Here is a 17749-nt window from a genome sequence, read left to right as displayed (position 1 = left end):
CCCCATGAAAGTCCCCGTGCCAGCCATTTATGAGCGATAAGTATGCCCCGCGCGAGTGGGCTGCCCATGAGCGTCCGACCATGCCCGGCTCGCCGTCGACGCCGCTGCATTCGACTGCGCGGCGTTGGGCTTTTGCCGTCGTGGGGGTGATCGTTGCGCTGACTGGCGGCCTCGGCAATGCGCTGGTGGTCGCCAACCTGCCGTATCTGCAGGGCGCGCTTGGGGCGACCTCGCAGGACATCGCCTGGCTGCCAGCGGCCTACATCATGACCAACGTGTCGATGAATCTGCTGCTGGTGAAGTTTCGCCAGCAGTTCGGTCTACGCGCGTTCACCGAGCTGTTTCTGGTGCTGTACGCGCTGGTGACGCTGGCGCACCTGTTCGTCAACGACATCGATTCGGCCATCGCTGTACGGGCGGCACACGGTATGGTCGGCGCTGCGCTCAGCACCCTCGGGCTGTATTACATGATTCAGGCCTTCCCGCAGAAGTGGCGGCTCAAGGCCCTGGTATTGGGGATTGGCACCGCCCAGCTGGCAACGCCGCTGGCCCGGCTGGTGTCGGAAGACTTGCTGCAGATTGCCCAATGGCGTGGCTTGTATCTGTTCGAACTGGGCATGGCGTTGCTTTCGCTGGGCTGCGTGCTGATGCTCAAACTGCCGCCGGGCGATCGTTTCAAAGCGTTCGAGAAGCTCGACTTCCTGACCTTTGGCCTGCTGGCCACCGGCTTCGCACTGTTCTGTGCGGTGCTGTCGTTGGGGCGTATCGAATGGTGGCTGGAAGCGCAGTGGATTGGTATCGCCTCAGCGGCATCGATTGCGCTGATCTGCGCCGGACTGGCCATCGAGCATAACCGCAGCAATCCGTTGCTGATCACTCGCTGGCTGGGCAGTGGGGCGATTCTGCGTCTGGGCCTGGCCGTTATCCTGTTTCGTGTGGTGCTATCCGAACAGTCGGTCGGCGCTGTCGGTTTTCTTCAGGCACTGAACATGGGCAGTCAGCAGTTGCATACCTTGTATCTGGTGATGTTGCTCGGCAGCGTTTCGGGGCTGGCGGTCAGCGCGCTGACCATCAACCCTGCGCATCTGATCAAACCCTTGCTGATCTCCCTGGCGATGATGGCAATCGGTGCCTGGATGGACAGTCATTCCACCAACCTGACCCGCCAATCGAACATGTACCTCAGCCAGTTTCTGTTGGCGTTCGGCGGCACGTTCTTCCTTGGGCCCACCCTGGTACTGGGGATCAGCGGGGTGTTGGCGAACCCGCGTAACATGGTCAGCTTTTCGGTGTTGTTCGGGATCACTCAGAACATCGGCGGGCTGATCGGGTCTGCTGCGTTGGGCACCTTTCAAGTGGTGCGCGAGAAGTTTCATTCCAGCCACGTCGTTGAACACCTGACCCTCATCGACCCGCTGGTGCAGGCGCGACTGCAGAGCTACAGCGCCAGTTACAGCTCGGTGATCGCCGACCCGGCGTTGCGCAACAGTCAGGGTATCCGCGCGATGGCTACTGCAGCGACCCGGGAAGCCAACGTGCTGGCCTACAACGATGTGTTCATGCTGATCGCGCTGATTGCGGTGCTGACCATGATCTGGATTTCAGCCCGGGTCCTGTGGCTGAAAATGACTACTCAACCTCTGGCGCTGGCACCCGTTGCACCTGCTGCTTCGCCCACCGTATCCAACTCCGGCGTTAAATCTTCATGACCGAATCCAAGACCCCAGATACCGAAGCCCCCCGCAGTTCTCTGCCACCTGCACCGTTGACGTCCCCGGTGACCAGCAAGCCGCGCTCGACCCGCAAGCGCGTCGTGTCTTCCGTGATTTTCGGCGCCGTCGCCTTGGCCGGGGTGCTGGTGGTGTTGTATGCCTGGCAACTGCCGCCGTTTGCCAGCCCGATCGAGAGCACCGAGAACGCGCAGGTCAAGGGCCAGACCACGCTGATCGGACCGCAGCTGAGCGGGTATGTCTATGAAGTGCCGGTGCAGGACTTCCAGTTCGTCAAGGCCGGTGATTTGCTCGTGCGTCTGGATGACCGTATCTATCGTCAGCGCCTGGATCAGGCCAATGCCCAACTGGCTGTGCAGAAGGCCTCGCTGGCCAACAATCTGCAACAACGGCGCAGTGCCGAGGCAACCATCGGCCAGCGCCAGGCCGAACTGCAGAACAGCATCGCCCAGAGCCGCAAGAGCGCTGCCGATCTGCGGCGCAATCAGGCTCTGGTGACCGACGGTTCGGTTTCGAAAAGCGAGCTCGATGTCACGCGTGCTGCCGATGCGCAGGCAAATGCCGCCGTTGCCGAAGCCAGGGCAGTCTTGCAGATCGCCCGTGAAGACCTGCAGACAGTCATCGTCAACCGTGGCTCGCTGGAAGCCTCGGTCGCCAATGCGCAAGCGGCTATCGAACTGGCGCGCATCGACCTGGACAACACCCGTATCGTCGCCCCGCGCGACGGGCAGTTGGGGCAGATTGGCGTACGTCTTGGTGCCTATGTCAATTCAGGCGCGCAATTGATGGCGCTGGTGCCCGAGCAGCGCTGGATCGTGGCGAACATGAAAGAAACCCAGATGGCCAACGTGCGCCTGGGCCAGCCGGTGAGCTTTACCGTCGATGCGCTCGACGGCCATGAGATGCACGGCCACGTACAAAGAATTTCGCCCGCCGCGGGCTCGGAATTCAGCCTGTTGCCCGCCGACAACGCCACCGGCAACTTCGTGAAGATTTCCCAGCGCATTCCGGTACGCATCGTGGTCGATGCCGATCAGCCCATGCTTGAGCACCTGCGGCCAGGGATGTCGGTGGTCGTGAGCATCGACACCAGTGCGGACGGCGATGTGCCGCCTGACCCGGCTGTGCGCTGAGCCTCTGGACGATCGCTGATGCTGGACGCTGGCCGGCTCTGATCTGATATAAGCTTACTATCGTGCCGACGCTCCGCGTCGGCATGCAGTTCATGACGCTCTGCGTCACACAGCGGTTCTGTGACATCAGGTGAGTTGGCGTTCGACTCAGGTCATCTTTTCGCCCCTCGGCGAGTTACTTTGATGAGGCCAAAGTAACCAAAGCCTTTCGCTCCGTTTCCGGCCCGACTTCGTCGGGTTCCTTCGCCCTGTCACTGATCCGGGGGGCGCCGCAACGGGCCATCCATGGCCCGGTGCGGCTAGCCTGGCGTCCTGCCAGGCTACCCCCGGATCAGCGCCAGGACTCAGCCGTCACTTACGTCGCACTCTGCGTCGTCAGTGCCGTCGCGGTTGAAAAGCACTTCATTGGCAGCGGAGGGTGGGTAAGTCATAGCATTGTTTTCGCATCAGAGATTGTTGATGCAGAGCGTCACGAACGGCATGCCGACGCGGAGCGTCGGCACGATAGTCAACGGGGGGCGGATGCACAGGCATCAGAACAGCTTGCTGAACACCCAATACAACGAACCGGACAAGAGGATCGCCGCTGGCAGGGTCAGCACCCAGGCCGTGGCCAGATTGCGCAGGGTACGCATTTGCAGCCCCGAGCCATTGGCGACCATCGAACCGGCCACGCCGGACGACAGCACATGGGTAGTGGATACCGGCAGCCCATACATGTCCGCCGCGCCGATCGTGAACATCGCCACGACCTCTGCCGACGCGCCCTGGGCGTAAGTCATGTGCGTCTTGCCGATGCGCTCGCCCACGGTCACCACGATACGCTTCCAGCCAACCATCGTGCCCAGCCCCAGGGCGATGGCCACGACAATCTTGACCCAGGTCGGAATGAACCGCGTGGCGCTGTCGATCTGCCCCTTGAACGCTTCAAGCTTGGTCTTGGTGTCCGCGTCGAAATCGCCGACCTTGTTTTTTTCCATCAACCGGATGGTTTCCGAAGTCAGGTACATGTCGTTACGCACGTTGGTCACCGCTTCGGCAGGCACTTTCGAGAGCGATCCGTAGCTGGCGACCTGATCGCCGATCTTGCCAGCCATCACCGCCAGCGCAGGGATCAGTTCAGGGCTCGCCTCCTTGCTGACCAGGTAATCCGACAGCGTCTTGCGCGCATCCCCGGGGGCCGGTTGAGGGACGCTGCGGATCAACGCCTGTTGGGTTACTTCAGCCACGGCAGCGAACTGGGTAGCCTGTTCGGCGGGCATGGTGCGGTTCAGCGCATAAGCCATCGGCAGGGTGCCGACCAGAATCAGCATGATCAGGCCCATGCCTTTCTGCCCGTCGTTGGAGCCATGCGCAAACGACACGCCGGTGCAGGTCACAATCAGCATGGCGCGAATCCACAGCGGTGGCGGCGCATTGCCTTCTGGAGCCTTGTACAGCGCGCGGTTCTTGATGAACATGCGCATGGCCAGCAACAGCAACGCTGCACAGCCGAAACCTACCAGTGGCGAAAGCAGCAGTGAATAGCCGATCTTGGTGGCCTGCGACCAGTCAACACCGCTGGTGCCGTCGCGACCGTGCATCAGGGCGTTGGCGATGCCGACCCCGATGATCGAGCCGATCAGTGTATGCGACGAGGACGCCGGCAGGCCCAGCCACCAGGTGCCCAGGTTCCAGATGATCGCCGCGATCAACAGCGCGAAGATCATCGCGAAGCCTGCCGATGAGCCGGTTTGCAGAATCAGTTCCACCGGCAGCAAAGCGATGATGCCGAACGCCACCGCGCCACTGGAAAACATCACGCCGAGGAAATTGAAAAAACCCGACCAGACCACTGCAAAGCCGGGCGGCAGGGAGTGGGTGTAGATTACTGTCGCGACCGCGTTGGCCGTGTCATGAAAGCCGTTGACGAATTCGAATCCCAGCGCGATCAACAACGCCACACCCAACAGCACGAACGGGGTCCAGGTGGTGACCACCGTGCCCATGTCGTCTACGTCCTGTTTGAGGCTGTAGCCGGTGAACAGCAAGCCTGCGATAAGTATGGTGAAGAAAAGTATCATGGTCATTCGGCTGGGCTTGCGACCGAATTGACTCGCTGACAGGCTCGCCTTGCCGAGAGCGTCCGGAGACAGTGCGTTTGTAGCCATGTTCGCAATCCTGGATTGAAAGAATATTGACATGGTCATTGCAAAATGTGACAGCGGTGAGACATGTAACAATTGATTGCGCTTTTGCGCCGGTTTTCTGACAACCGGCGTGTACGGCTGCTGATTCAGTAATCGCCGCGCTTGCGGAATGCCCAGCGCCCGGCGACCAAGGTGAAGGTCGCGACCAGTGCCACCAAAATCCAGAAACCTTCAGGGTCAGACGCCAGCGGCACGCCCCCCACGTTCATGCCGAAAAAGCCGGCGACGATGTTGATCGGCAATGCCAGAACAGTTACCACGGTCAGGGTAAACAGGGTTCTGCTGCTCTGTTCGTTGAGGTTGGCGGCAATTTCTTCCTGCAACAGTTTGATGCGCTCGCCCAGCGCGGTAAGGTCGTTGATCACCAGCGAGGATTCTTCGATGGACTGACGCAACGCCTGGACATCCTGCTCGCGCAGCCATTGCGGAGGTTTATGCAACAGGCGCATCAACGAGCCGGGTTCCAGCGCCAGCAGGCGTTGCAGACGTACCAGCACGCGGCGCATGGCGCCGAGTTCGGAGCGATTATTGCTCAGTCGTTGCGAAAGCAACTGGTCTTCAATACGGTCGACGTTGACGCTGGTCTTGCGCAGGAACTGCGTCAGCACTTCGCCCTGGTCGCTCAGCAGGTGGGCGAGGAGCTCCAGCGGTGAGTCGAATTGTTCGCCGCGCTTGACCGCCGAGCGCAGCTTGTCCACCGAGCGCAGCGGCTGCAGCCGGGCGGTGACCAGCAAACGCTGGCGGGCACAGACCCACAAGGTGGAGATGTCAGTCGAGAGTCTGTTGAAGTCGAACACAACATCGTTGACCACTGCCATCAACGTGGCGTCCACGTGCTCGATCCGCGTCGAGCGCGAGCCCTCGTGCAATGCTTCGAAAAATTCTTCCGGAAGATCCAGCTGGGTTTTCATCCAGCGCTCGCAGGCCGCGTGCGAGAGGTTCAGGTGCAGCCAGATGAAGTCGTTCTCTTCGGGAGGGTTTTGCAGGTAATCCAGCGCGGCGGCTGACCCGATTTCCTGGCCACTTTCACCGTGGCGAAAACGAAAGCCGTAGAGCAGACCGAAAAGGTCGGAGTCTTGATGATGGTGCGCGATACTGTGGTTCATGGCTGTCCACGTGCGGCCTGGCCCGGGCAGGGAGGCGAAGGCCGCATGATGACAAGGCGTTATTTCATATTTGTGACAGCTTGTTACCGGGTGTGTCATCTGTCATAGCGGGAAGCGGCTGCGTGTGCAGCCGTTCAGTCAATTGACAGCTCGCTACAGCATCGACAGCGGTCAGACCATCGCCAGCGGCACCTTGCGAGTGGGCGCGGGCCATGCCAGATCGATATCGGCCAGATCGCGCTCGGTCAGGCGAATCTGCTCGGCAGCGATGTTCAGACGAATGTGTTCCGGGTTGGTCGCCTTGGGAATGGCGATCATGTTGTCCTGACGCAGCACCCACGCCAGGGAAATCTGCGCCGGTGTTGCATCGTGGCGTTTGGCGATTTCGTGCAGGGCAGGGTGGTAGAGAAGATCGCCAGCCTGGCCGATCGGGCAGTACGCCATCAATGGCAGATGACGGTCCGCGCTCCACAGCATCAGGTCGAACTCGATGCCGCGTTGCTCCGGGTTGTAGAGCACCTGATTGGTGGCACAACGCGGGTTGTTGAGCTCGATCATGTCCGGCACATCAAAGTTGGAAACACCCCAGGCGCCGATTTTGCCCGCTTCACGCAGACGTTCGAACGCCTCGACCGTCTCGGTCAGCGGGTACTGACCGGGCCAATGAAGCAAGTACAGGTCGATGTAATCGGTGTTCATTCGCCGCAGGCTGGCCTCGCACGCGGTCGGAATACCGGCGTGGCTGGCGTTGTGCGGGTAGACCTTGCTGACCACGAATACCTTGTCCCGCTGTCCGGCAATGGCTTGCCCGACAATTTCCTCGGCAGCGCCATCGGCGTACATCTCGGCGGTGTCGATCAAGGTCAGGCCCTGTTCGATACCGAGGCACAGGCCGGCGATTTCTGCCGAGCGCTGATGCCCTTTTTCACCCATGTGCCAGGTGCCCTGACCCAGCACTGGTACGGTTCTGCCTGCCAGCTCCAGTGTGCGCATGTGACCCCCTGCAAATAAATAAGCAGCTGAATGAGCGGTTGAATAAGCAGGTCTCAGGCAACAAGAGGCGCACGAGGTTCCCTGCGCCCGCCAATCGCACTGCAGATTTACACCCGGAACTGCTTCAACAAGGTGTTCAACTCTTCGCTCAACCCTCGCAGGTGCAGGCTGGCCGAGGTCGATTGCTCGGCGGCCAGTGCGGTGCTCTGGGACAGTTGCGCGGCCTGGGTAACGTTCTGGTTGATGTCATCCACCACGTGCGTCTGCTGCAGGGTGGCGCTGGCAATGGAAGCATTCAGGCTGTTGAGGTTGCGCAGCGCCTGACTGATGGAGGTCAGGCTCTGGCCGGCCTGATTGGCCTGCTCTATGGTCAACTGCGAGGAGCGGCTGCTGTCACCGATTACCCTGACCGCGGCATCGGAATGCTTTTGCAGGCGTTCGATCATTGACTGGATTTCTGCGGTCGACTTCTGCGTGCGCTGGGCCAGCAGACGCACCTCGTCGGCCACCACGGCAAAGCCTCGGCCCTGTTCACCGGCGCGCGCCGCCTCGATGGCAGCGTTCAGCGCCAGCAGGTTGGTCTGCTCGGCAATCGAACTGATCACTTCCAGTACGCTGCCGATCTGCGTGCTCTCGCTGGCCAGACTCTGCATCACTTCCACGGCCTGACCGATGGTGCTGGAGAGGTGTTCGATCTGGCGCAGGCTGTTATCGATATTGATTTGGCCCTGTTGCGCCTGCGACTCGGCAGCGCGCATTTCGCTGGCGGCATGCTCAGCGTTCTTGGCTACATCCTGCACACCGTAGGTCACTTCGTTGACCGCCGTGGCAACCAGGTCCATTTGCTGCGACTGTTTCTCGCTGCGGTTCTGCGCCTGTTCGGCGTCGCTGCCCAGATCAGTCGACGCCTGGCCCAGCGCCACGGCCGAGTGCTGCAACTGACCGACGACATTGCGCAGCTTGGCGACAAAGGCGTTGAAGTGCGTACCCAGCTCAGTGATTTCATCCTTGCCGTGGGTTTCCAGCGTGCGGGTCAGATCACTCTCGCCACTGGCGATATTCGCCATTGCCCCGACGGCCGCTCTGAGTGGGCGCACAATGCTGCGCACGATCATCACCAGCAGCAAGACCATGACCAGCACGATGCCGGCGATGAACATCCCGGCATTCCACAGCTGCGTCTTGAACTCTGCCGCCACGTCATCCACGTATACGCCGGACCCCAGAATCCAGCCCCATGGCTGAAACAGCTGCACGTAAGAAGTCTTTTTCACCGGCTCGCTGGCACCGGGCTTGGGCCAGCGGTAATTCACCATGCCGGCACCCTTGGCTTTGACCAGCGTGACCATTTCGTTGAACACCGCAAAGCCGTCCGGGTCCTTGATGGTCGACAGATCCTGACCTTCAAGTTTGGGGTTGGTGGGGTGCATGATCATCACCGGGCGCAGGTCGTTGATCCAGAAGTAGTCGCTCTGGCTGTAACGCAGGCTCTTTATCTCTTTCAAGGCTTGCTGTTGCGCAGCCTCGCGGGTCATGCCGCCCGCGGCTTCAAGCCCCTGATAAAACGACAGGATGCCGCTGGCCGTCTGCACCACATGCATGGTTTTCTCGGCCTTGGCCTGATACAGGTCGGTATGCAGCTGTCTGAGCAGTGTCGCCGAGAGGACAAAGAGCATCAGCACTGAAACCACAAGAATCAGCCACAGACGGCGACTGATGGACAAACTGCGCATACTCATGATCGGCATCCCTTGCATTATTTTTCTTCTGATGACTTTGGCTCGCGCGGCGCGCGATTCAGGGTCTTTCAAGCATCTCGGCGCGTCACGTCCAAACATGAGCGGTCGGTCACATTTTTTAGCGGCGTACACGGGTATGGCAAAAGGCTTACAGCAACAGGCGCGATTGGCTCTATCGACTGACCCTCGGTGAATGTAGGATCCAATTCAACAGCTGCAGCGAAGGAACGCCGCAGTGATCAGGGACGATCGACCATTGCCAGGAGGCTACTGACAGGATGTCGGAATGGTCATGTTGCAAAACCACCCGCTTCGGCGGGTTTTTTGCGTCTGCAGGAAATCCGGGTGGGTTCAGCGGTCCGGCTCGCAGCCTTTGAGCACCAGCCTGAGGATGGTCCGGGTTGCCGCCTCGTAATCAGTGTCCTGCAGTTTTGCCTTGCCGGTGACCGTTGCGATCTGCCAGTCGAAATCGGCATAGGTCTGGGTCGCGGCCCAGATGGTGAACATCAGGTGGTGAGGATCGAGCGGGGCGATCTGTCCGCTGTCGATCCAGGCCTGGATGCATTCGATGTTGTGCCGGGCCTGGTCGTTAAGCTGTTCGATCTGCTGCGCTGTCAGGTGCGGAGCGCCATGCATGATCTCGCTGGCGAACACTTTCGAGGCGAAGGGCAGGTCGCGGGAAATCTGGATTTTCGAACGGATATAGCGGCTCAGGACTTCGGCAGGTACGCCTTCGGGATTGAAGGGCGTCGACGCACGCAGAATGGGCTCGATGATGCTTTCCAGCACCTCGCGATAGAGGTTTTCCTTGGACTTGAAGTAGTAATAGACGTTGGGCTTGGGGACACCGGCCTTGGCCGCGATATCGCTGGTCTTGCTGGCGGCGAAGCCTTTGTCGGCGAATTCCTCGCTGGCAGCGCGCAGGATGAGTTCTTTGTTGCGCTCGCGGATACTGCTCATGACCCGGTTATTCCCTTGCCTGCATGGCGGTCGCGCATGTTAGCACCGGGTTTGCGCAGCGCTCAATGTTGACGGCCCGGGGCAGAGTTGCACCGGGCCGTTTACTCAGACACTCATCAGTTCCTGGACTCTGGCGGCCAGGGCATCGATTGCAAACGGCTTGGTCAGCACGCGCATTCCTGGCCCGAGTTGTTCATCACCGATGGCAGCGTTTTCCGCGTAGCCGGTGATGAACAGGGTCTTCAGATGCGGGCGGACCTCGCGTCCGGCATCGGCCATTTGTCGTCCGTTCATGCCACCCGGCAAACCCACGTCAGTGATAAGCAGATCGATATGCACATCCGAACGCAGCAGCTTGAGGCCGGCCAGGCTGTCGGCGGCTTCGATCAGCGTATAGCCCAGGTCGCCGAGGGCATCGGTGAGCAGCATGCGCACCGTGGGTTCGTCGTCCACGATCAGGATGGTTTCCCCGGACTGGGTGAACTCGAACGGTGCCTTGTGCACATCGCCTTCGTCCCTGGCCGCAGTACCCTCGTAGCGGGGCAGGTACAGCGATATTGCGGTGCCCTTGCCGACCTCCGACTGAATGAGCACCCGTCCGCCAGACTGATTGGCAAATCCGTAAATCATCGACAGACCCAGCCCTGTGCCTTGGCCAATGGGCTTGGTGGTGAAGAAGGGATCGAATGCCTTGGCGATGACATCAGGCGTCATGCCGGTACCGGTATCGGTCACGCACAGCGACAAATAGTGGCCCTCGGGCATATCGTGTGCGCGTGCCACATCGCCGTCTATCCAGCGGTTGCTCGACTCGATGCTGATGCGGCCGCCGTCCGGCATCGCATCGCGGGCGTTGATGCACAGGTTCAGCAGCGCGTTTTCCAGCTGGCTGGCATCGACCAGTGTCGGCCACAGCTCCGTGGCGCCTATGGTCTCGACCACGATGCTGGGGCCGACGGTGCGCTGGATCAGGTCGGTCATGCCTTTCATCAGCCTGTTCACGTCGGTCGGCTGCGGGTCCAGGGTCTGGCGTCGGGAGAAGGCCAGCAGCCGGTGCGTCAGGGCCGCTGCACGTTTGGCCGCGCCTTGGGCGGTCACGATGTACTTGTCGACCTCGCCCCAGCGGCCTTGCTCGATCCGGGTACCCATCAGTTCCAGAGCGCCGGAAATACCTGCCAGCAGGTTGTTGAAGTCGTGGGCGAGGCCACCGGTCAGTTGCCCTACCGCTTCCATTTTCTGTGACTGGCGCAGCTTCTCTTCGGCTTGCATGAGTTCGGTGGTGCGCGATGCCACGCGTTGCTCAAGTGTGTCGTTGAGTGCCCGCAGCGCAGCAGTGGCACGGTCGCGTTCGGCTGCCACGGCGCGCCGCTCGTCAACGTTGATGAGCACGCCGGGGAAGCTCAAAGGCGTGCCGTCCTCGGCCCGGTCGACCCGGCCGTTGGCTTCAATCCAGTAGTAGATCCCGTCGGTACGACGAACACGGTACTGGTGGGCGTAAACACGCCCGTTGGTGATGACCGCATTGATCGCATTGATCAGGCTTTGCTTGTCTTCAGGGTGAACAGTGGCAATGACTTGCTCCAGGCTCAGGCCTTCACGGCCCAGCGCGGCATCCAGGCCGAATGCCTTGGCGAAGGCTTCGTCCACGGTGAAGCGATCGGTCGGCAAGTCCCAGTGCCAGGTGCCGATGATTGCACCGGCGGCCAGAGCGAGCTGAACGCGGTCGACGTTTTCGCGTGCAACGGCCTCGCTGGTGCGCAAGCGCTCCTCGGCGTCGCGTCGTGCAGTCACATCACTGAAGATGACCGCAATCTGCCGGTCAGCCGGTTCACCGACACGCACCGCCTTGACTTCAAACCAGCGTTCGAAAGCCTTGGCATAGTTCTCGAAGTTGGCAGGCTCGCCGGTTTTGGCGACGTGCCCATAGGCTTCGAACCAGAACCGCTCCAGGTCCGGCGCGAACTCGGTCACCCACTTGCCGCGCAGATCGACACCGGCCTGACGTTCAAAGGCGGGGTTGGCTTCGATGAAACGGTAGTCAACCGGGCTGTCATCGGCATCGAACTTGACCTGAATGATGGCGAATGCGGCTTCGATGGTCTCCAGCATGGCCCTCGAGCGCTCTTCGCTCTGGCGCAGTGCCGTTTCGGCCTTGCGCATCTGCGACATATCGAGCATTGCACCGATCATGCGCACTGCCTGGCCGTCGATATCGCGTATCACATGGCCGCGGTCCAGTACGTCGGCATAGGACCCGTCCAGACGACGAAAGCGGTATTCATCCGTCCAGGCAGTGCCATTGCCATCGATCACGGCATGAATGGAGTTGTACACGCGGGTACGATCGTCGGGATGGATCTGGCCCATCCACCAGTCACCGGACTTGTCCAGCGTTGCCAACGGGTAGCCGTAGGCCTCTTCCAGCGCGTCGTTCCAGAGCACCAGATTGGCTGCAAAGTCCCAATCCCATATCGCGTCATTGGTCGCCTTGGCGGCCAGCCGGTGCCGTTCCTGGGCTTCTTCGGTCGCGCGGCCCGCCAGATGTTCGGGCGTGCGGTCGCGCAGGATCTTCACGAAGCCGAGGTGCGTATTCTTTTCATCGTAGAGTGGCATCATCTCGCCTGATGCCCAGAACAGCTGGCCGTCCTTGCGCAGGTGCCAGCGCTCGTCCGACGCCCGGCCTACACTCAGCGCAAGCTGCATCTCATGGTCGATCCGGTCGTTGGCCACATCCTCGCGCGTAAAGAAACGTTCGGCGCTCTGGCCAACCATCTCATCCTGGTTCCAGCCCAGAACCTGCTCTGCGCCCGGGTTCCAGTCGGTAATGATGCCTTCGCGATCGGTCAGGATCATGGCGAAATCCATCGCGCTGTCAAAAACTGCGCGCTGGCGTGCCTCGCGGCCGATGGCTGCGGGTCGACAGGTATTCGTTGCGGCGTCGATGCCGGCTTCTTCAAGCATTCTGCGCAGGTCCACGATCTGCGCTTCAAGCTCTTCTCTAGTCAGGTCTTTCAGAGCGCCTCCCGCTCACACGTTATGTTTGGCATGGGCGGGCACTTGCCGGTGGCCTGCTTTGCACGTTGAATCCGGTCGTTATTCAGATCTGCATTTGCCCGTCCGCGGGGCGCAGCGAGCGGACTGCTTTCTCTCGACAGGCTACACCTGATGCTGGTCTTTCTATGACGACCACCATACGGTCATTCTCGCGCTTGAACTCACGGCCTGTCGTGACTGCGTAACAGCGGCCATGTCAGTGGACACCTGCCGACGAATCGGGTTTCGAGGGATCAGGAATTTAAAGCAGCCATTGTGTCCTGCGCTGATTGAAGGGGAGTGTCCAAAAGCACGGCAATTTGTCCGGGTGTTCATCGGCCTGTGGGCGGCTTTCTTTAGAGGGCTTCAGGCCAGGGGAATGACTTTTTTGCAAGCTGCGCACATTGCTCATGAGCTGATGCGAATTGTGCTTGCGGAGCAGCCTTTTTTCAGGGGTTCTTCGGAGCACATGCTAGGATTTACCCTTTCGTTATGCGAAACGTGCCCTTCGTATGTCCATCAATGCAAACAGCTCCGGTACACCCAGCGCAGCCAAGCAGCCAGCAGCCAAACGTCGCCTGCCCAAGGGCGAGGTGCGCAAGGCCGAAATCATCAAGGCGGCCATGACCCTCTTCGCCCGTGATGGCTACGCCGGTGCCTCGCTGACCAACATTGCCAAAGTGGCAGGTCTCTCTCAGGTCGGCCTGCTGCACCATTTCCCGACCAAACTGGTGTTGCTGCAAGCTGTTCTCGAACATCGCGACCAGTACATTGCCGGCCGGCTGCAGGATGCCGATCAGGTCGCTTCTCTGCAGGGGTTCCTGTCCTTTCTGAAGCAGGTCATGAGCTTCAGTATCGAAGACGCCGCGGTCAGCCAGGCGCTGATGATCATCAACACTGAAAGTCTGTCGGTCACGCATCCTGCACACCGCTGGTTCAGCGAGCGTTTCGCGATTGTGCACGGTCATCTTCAGGCGCATCTGAAGTTGCTGGTCGAGGAGGGCGAAATTCGAGCGGATATTGACGCAAGGCAGATCAGCCTTGAGATCGCCGCCATGATGGATGGCATGCAGATTCAATGGCTTCGATCGCCAGGAAATGTGCAGATAGAGGAGGGGTTTGCCAGGTTTCTCGAACGACTGGCGCGGGATCTGGCTGCACATTGAGCTGCCAGGAAGGCATCGATGGTCCTGTCGACCACCGATGCCTTTGACGCGTGAGAAATGTCGCTTAGTAAGCCTGTTCTGCCTTGACCTGTACGGCCTTGCGCAGGGGGATCGGCAGCGGGTTGGAGTCGCGAGTGGTCAATTTTTCCGGGTACAGCGCTACAACCGTGCGGTCGAGTGTCAGGTTTTCCGAGTCCTTGCCCACCAGCACCTTGAACTTGCCAGGATCAACGTTCCAGCTCACCGAGTTTGCTGAGTAGTAAGCGAACGAACGCGAGTCCAGTGCGATGGTCACGGTCTTGCTTTCGCCAGGCTTCAGGTAAACCTTGGAAAAGCCCTTCAGCTCTTTCTCTGGACGATCAACCAGCGGCTTGGAAGGCTGCACGTACAGCTGAGCCACTTCAAAACCGGCCTTGTCACCCGTGTTGGTAACCTTGAACGACGCTTGAATGGTCGCGCCCGGTGCCAGCACGTTGCTCGACAGCTTCAGATCGCTGTACGCATAAGTGGTATACGAAAGGCCGAAACCGAATGGGTAGAGCGGTTTGGTGTGCTTCTTGTCGTAACCGCGATAGCCCAGGTACAGACCTTCGCTGTAGCTCATCTCGACAGGCGGGTTAGGGCTGCTGAAATAGTACGGCACCGGGTTCGAGTACGATGCGTAGCTCGGATTGTCCTGCGCCTTCTTGTCCAGCGTGATCGGCAGCTTGCCCGACGGATTGACCTTGCCGAAGAGGATCTCAGCCAGTGCCTGACCGCCCTGTTGCCCTGGATACCAGGCATGCAGAGACGCGGCTACCTTGTCAGCCCACGGCTGCATGTCCATGCCACCGCCACCGTGCAGCACCACGATGGTTTTCGGGTTGGCTTTCTGAATGAAGCCGATCAGCTCGGACTGGAATTGCGGCAGTTCGAACGGACGGTCAAGCGACTCACCCTCGTATTCGAAGTTGTTGCCGGCGGCTACCACGACAGCGTCGTAATCCCCTAGGTTCTTCGGTGGACGCAACGATGCCCAGCTCATCTGCACGCCGTTCATGCCGCCCAGTACCGGGGTGAAGTTGCCCTTGAGCCGGCGGTATTCGAGACGCACGTTGTACTCGGTACCGGCCTTGAGGTTCAGCGTTTTAACCGTTCGCGGAACCACTGGAATCAGATCGAACGAGACTTGCGAACCCTCGTCCTCGAGCACCAGTTCATCATTGATCCAGAGTTTATAGGCACCGTCCGCACGGACCTTGAACACCTGAGGGCCGGTGATCGTCGGTTTGATCTTGCCAGTGAAACGGGCCGAGAACGAACCGGCTGAAGGGCTGTAGCCATTGACCGCGCTGCTGCCGTAATCAGTGACGTTGGTGTTGGTAATCCAGTCCAGATTGACGCCCGGCTCGATGCGGGTTGCAACCGGATCGCCGGACAGCGAGGTGTTGGCGTAATACTCGGCTTTTACGCCGGTATTGCTGATCGCCTGTTGGTCACTGCCAGGCTGATACCAGACCGATGACTTAGGGTTCAGGCTCATCTGTGGCAGGTAGTCCACATTGGATGGGCTAGACGCCAGTTGCTTCAGTCCGCTCACTTCGGTGACATAACTGGCCGGTGCCGAATAGGCGGTACCGAACGGCGCGGTCGGTGGCTGCATGGCCATGTCGCCAATGACGGCGATCCTTGCGTTTCTGGACAATGGCAGCAGAGGTTTCTGCCCGTCCACTGGCTCGTTGCGCAGCAGGACGATCGATTCTCTGGCCACGTTCAAGGCCGCCAGCTGACCGTATTCACGATGCTCCAGTGGCTGCGCCTTGTTGATCCCTTTGTCAAAGCCGTAGCTGACCAGTGCCCTCAGGTTCCGGCGCACCTTGTCGTCGATCACGTTCTGGTGCAACTGACCATTCCAGACATAAGGCAGCAGTTTGGCTTCGGTAAACTGAAGGCCGCTGGGCATGTCGATATCGGTACCGGCCCAGGCACCTTTGAAGGCGTCCTGAACCGAGTTGAAATCGCTCATGACGTTACCTTGAAAGCCCCACTGGCCTTTCAGGATATCGGTGATGAGGTGGTGGTTTTCACACGCGTATTCGCCGTTGATCTTGTTGTAGCCACACATGATCGAGGCGATATTCGAGTTCTTGACCAGCGACTCGAAGCCCGGCAGGTACAGCTCCTGCATCGCTCGTTCGTCGATCTTCACATCCAGATAATGACGGTTCGCTTCCTGCTCGTTCATCAGGTAATGCTTGGCGGCCGCCTGGATGCCCTGAACCTGGATACCGTTGGTGACGGCAGGGGCCAGTACTGCGCCGAGAAACGGATCTTCCCCGCTCATGTACTCAGCCGCCCGGCCGTTGAACGGCGTGCGGTACAGGTTGATGGCTGGCGACAGCATCTGCTGACCGCCTGCGATGCGGGTTTCGTAGCCGATGGCCAGACCGAATTCCTTGGCCCGGTTAATGCTCCAGGTGGCCGCGAGTGCTGACGGGGAAGGGTACTGCGCGCCGAACGTCTTGCCGCCGACCAGTACGCCCATCGCCGAGTCATAGGCGACCGTGCCCTGCAGGTTGAACTTGTCCAGCTTGGGAATCATGCGGCCGTCGTCAACGCGCGAAAAATTGATTTTTTCCGATTGCGTCATGTTGTCCAGCATCGCGCCTACGCGCGCTTCCACTTCATTGCCGGTCATCGGCGTGACAGCGAATACGCTGCCTGCCTGGGCGATACCGAGCGCCAACAGGCTCAGGCCCAGGCCTTGTTTGATCATGGACACGGAGTTGTTCCTTACGTCATTCATGGGTTGATCGGTTGCAGTCAGTGGGTCACTCAGTGGTCTTCATTGCCGGCAGGAGCGTCCGCAGTGTCGATCGGTGCATCCACCACCGTTTGCGCACCATTGGGCGTTTTCTGTGCGGCAACGTCGGCACCGGTGATCTGCTCGCGCTGGGCGTCGACTTCTGCGCGGCGCTCGCTCGACGTGGATGGCAGCGGGTTCTGCCTGTCAGCGGCAGACACCGGGAGGGCGGCAAGGGACATCAGTAAAGTGGCAACAACAGGCAGCAGGGGGCTGGCCATCGGGAGAATCTCCAAACAGAAATATGAAACAGGCAGACAGGCAAGTCGGCGGCTCAGGGCCGCTGACAGTTCATTCAAGGCGTGCGTAACAAGCAGAAAATTGCTGAACGGTAAAATACACGAAAGCAATTTTATATATTTGATTTAGAGTAAATTTATATAGCGGCGTTATGATTTTTATGTTGTTTATATTTCATAAAGTTAATTTTATGGACAATATTTTTATGATTTTCTATGTTTTATAGACATTAATCGTCTTTTTAAAAAGCAGAGTGTTCACTCTGTTTTACGTTTTTTATGTTGTTTAATGCGGTCGCGTGCTGATAAGCGCAAGTATCGCTGCCGCCTGAATACTGGCAGTGAGTGCCAGCATCATCACGTCGCCTTCAGGCCCGTCGAATAAAGTCCGTACGCCACCGAAGAATGCCTATGCCTCTCTGGACTGGAGTGAACGCGCCTCGCATATAGGCGGCGCATTGGGCGCTGCGCTGCTGGAACTGATGCTCAAGCGTGGATGGGTAAGCCGCCATCTGGATTCCAGAACAGTGAAGCTGACGCCCAAAGGAGCAGGAGGGATGGCGAAGGCGTTTGGCTTGGAAGGCGGTGCGCAACCGCTTGGGTAACCACGCCGCTACCG

11 protein-coding genes and 1 pseudogene are annotated in these 17749 nt (G+C 59.6%); 4 read left to right on the top strand and 8 right to left on the bottom strand.

The window, feature by feature from the left end; genetic code table 11:
* Positions 1 to 29 precede the first annotated feature (29 nt).
* Both JOE33_RS05325 and JOE33_RS05320 read left to right on the top strand, forming a co-directional pair.
* Positions 30 to 1709 carry an MFS transporter gene (locus tag JOE33_RS05325; RefSeq protein WP_010434368.1) on the top strand — a complete coding sequence of 560 codons (1680 nt, stop codon included), beginning with the start codon at positions 30 to 32 and terminating at the stop codon, positions 1707 to 1709.
* Entirely contained in the window at positions 1706 to 2863 is a 1158-nt protein-coding gene (locus JOE33_RS05320) for an HlyD family secretion protein (protein WP_096139988.1), read from the top strand. The genes JOE33_RS05325 and JOE33_RS05320 overlap by 4 nt, the downstream gene beginning before the upstream one ends.
* Positions 2864 to 3396: 533 nt before the next feature.
* Here the strand turns inward: JOE33_RS05320 and JOE33_RS05315 are convergent.
* The 6 genes from JOE33_RS05315 to JOE33_RS05290 form a co-directional block, all read right to left on the bottom strand.
* The gene (locus JOE33_RS05315) at positions 3397 to 5013 is read right to left on the bottom strand and encodes an inorganic phosphate transporter (protein ID WP_032612024.1); all 1617 of its coding nucleotides are present in this window, start codon (positions 5011 to 5013) and stop codon (positions 3397 to 3399) included.
* Positions 5014 to 5138: 125 nt separating this feature from the next.
* Positions 5139 to 6158, bottom strand: coding sequence for a transporter (locus JOE33_RS05310; RefSeq protein WP_003315246.1), 1020 nt, complete (start codon positions 6156 to 6158; stop codon positions 5139 to 5141).
* Positions 6159 to 6329: 171 nt separating this feature from the next.
* Positions 6330 to 7151 carry an aldo/keto reductase gene (locus JOE33_RS05305; protein ID WP_010429680.1) on the bottom strand — a complete coding sequence of 274 codons (822 nt, stop codon included), beginning with the start codon at positions 7149 to 7151 and terminating at the stop codon, positions 6330 to 6332.
* A gap of 107 nt (positions 7152 to 7258) precedes the next feature.
* Entirely contained in the window at positions 7259 to 8890 is a 1632-nt protein-coding gene (locus JOE33_RS05300; protein ID WP_096243272.1) for a methyl-accepting chemotaxis protein, read from the bottom strand.
* Between the two features lie 351 nt (positions 8891 to 9241).
* Positions 9242 to 9850 carry a TetR/AcrR family transcriptional regulator gene (locus tag JOE33_RS05295; protein WP_187625683.1) on the bottom strand — a complete coding sequence of 203 codons (609 nt, stop codon included), beginning with the start codon at positions 9848 to 9850 and terminating at the stop codon, positions 9242 to 9244.
* Positions 9851 to 9955: 105 nt separating this feature from the next.
* A complete protein-coding gene (locus tag JOE33_RS05290; protein ID WP_032612019.1) occupies positions 9956 to 12826 on the bottom strand; it encodes a PAS domain-containing protein in 2871 nt (956 codons plus the stop codon).
* A 569-nt stretch (positions 12827 to 13395) separates the two neighbouring features.
* Between JOE33_RS05290 and JOE33_RS05285 the strand changes: the two genes are divergently transcribed.
* Positions 13396 to 14049 (top strand): TetR/AcrR family transcriptional regulator, encoded by a 654-nt coding sequence (locus JOE33_RS05285; RefSeq protein ID WP_032612017.1) that lies wholly within the window; start codon positions 13396 to 13398, stop codon positions 14047 to 14049.
* Positions 14050 to 14113: 64 nt separating this feature from the next.
* Here the strand turns inward: JOE33_RS05285 and JOE33_RS05280 are convergent, their stop codons facing one another.
* Together JOE33_RS05280 and JOE33_RS05275 are read right to left on the bottom strand one after the other, a co-directional pair.
* Positions 14114 to 16804 carry a glycoside hydrolase family 3 C-terminal domain-containing protein gene (locus tag JOE33_RS05280; RefSeq protein WP_032612015.1) on the bottom strand — a complete coding sequence of 897 codons (2691 nt, stop codon included), beginning with the start codon at positions 16802 to 16804 and terminating at the stop codon, positions 14114 to 14116.
* A 59-nt stretch (positions 16805 to 16863) separates the two neighbouring features.
* On the bottom strand, positions 16864 to 17112 hold the full coding sequence (locus JOE33_RS05275) for a hypothetical protein (RefSeq protein WP_032612013.1): 249 nt from the start codon (positions 17110 to 17112) through the stop codon (positions 16864 to 16866).
* Positions 17113 to 17537: 425 nt separating this feature from the next.
* Between JOE33_RS05275 and JOE33_RS05270 the strand changes: the two are divergent.
* Positions 17538 to 17735, top strand: a pseudogene (locus JOE33_RS05270) (transcriptional regulator); the annotation flags it as partial.
* Positions 17736 to 17749: the final 14 nt, after the last annotated feature.

The organism is Pseudomonas sp. PvP027, assembly GCF_017833005.1.
GTDB lineage: Bacteria > Pseudomonadota > Gammaproteobacteria > Pseudomonadales > Pseudomonadaceae > Aquipseudomonas > Aquipseudomonas congelans.
This window is presented reverse-complemented; position numbering and strand designations above follow the sequence as displayed.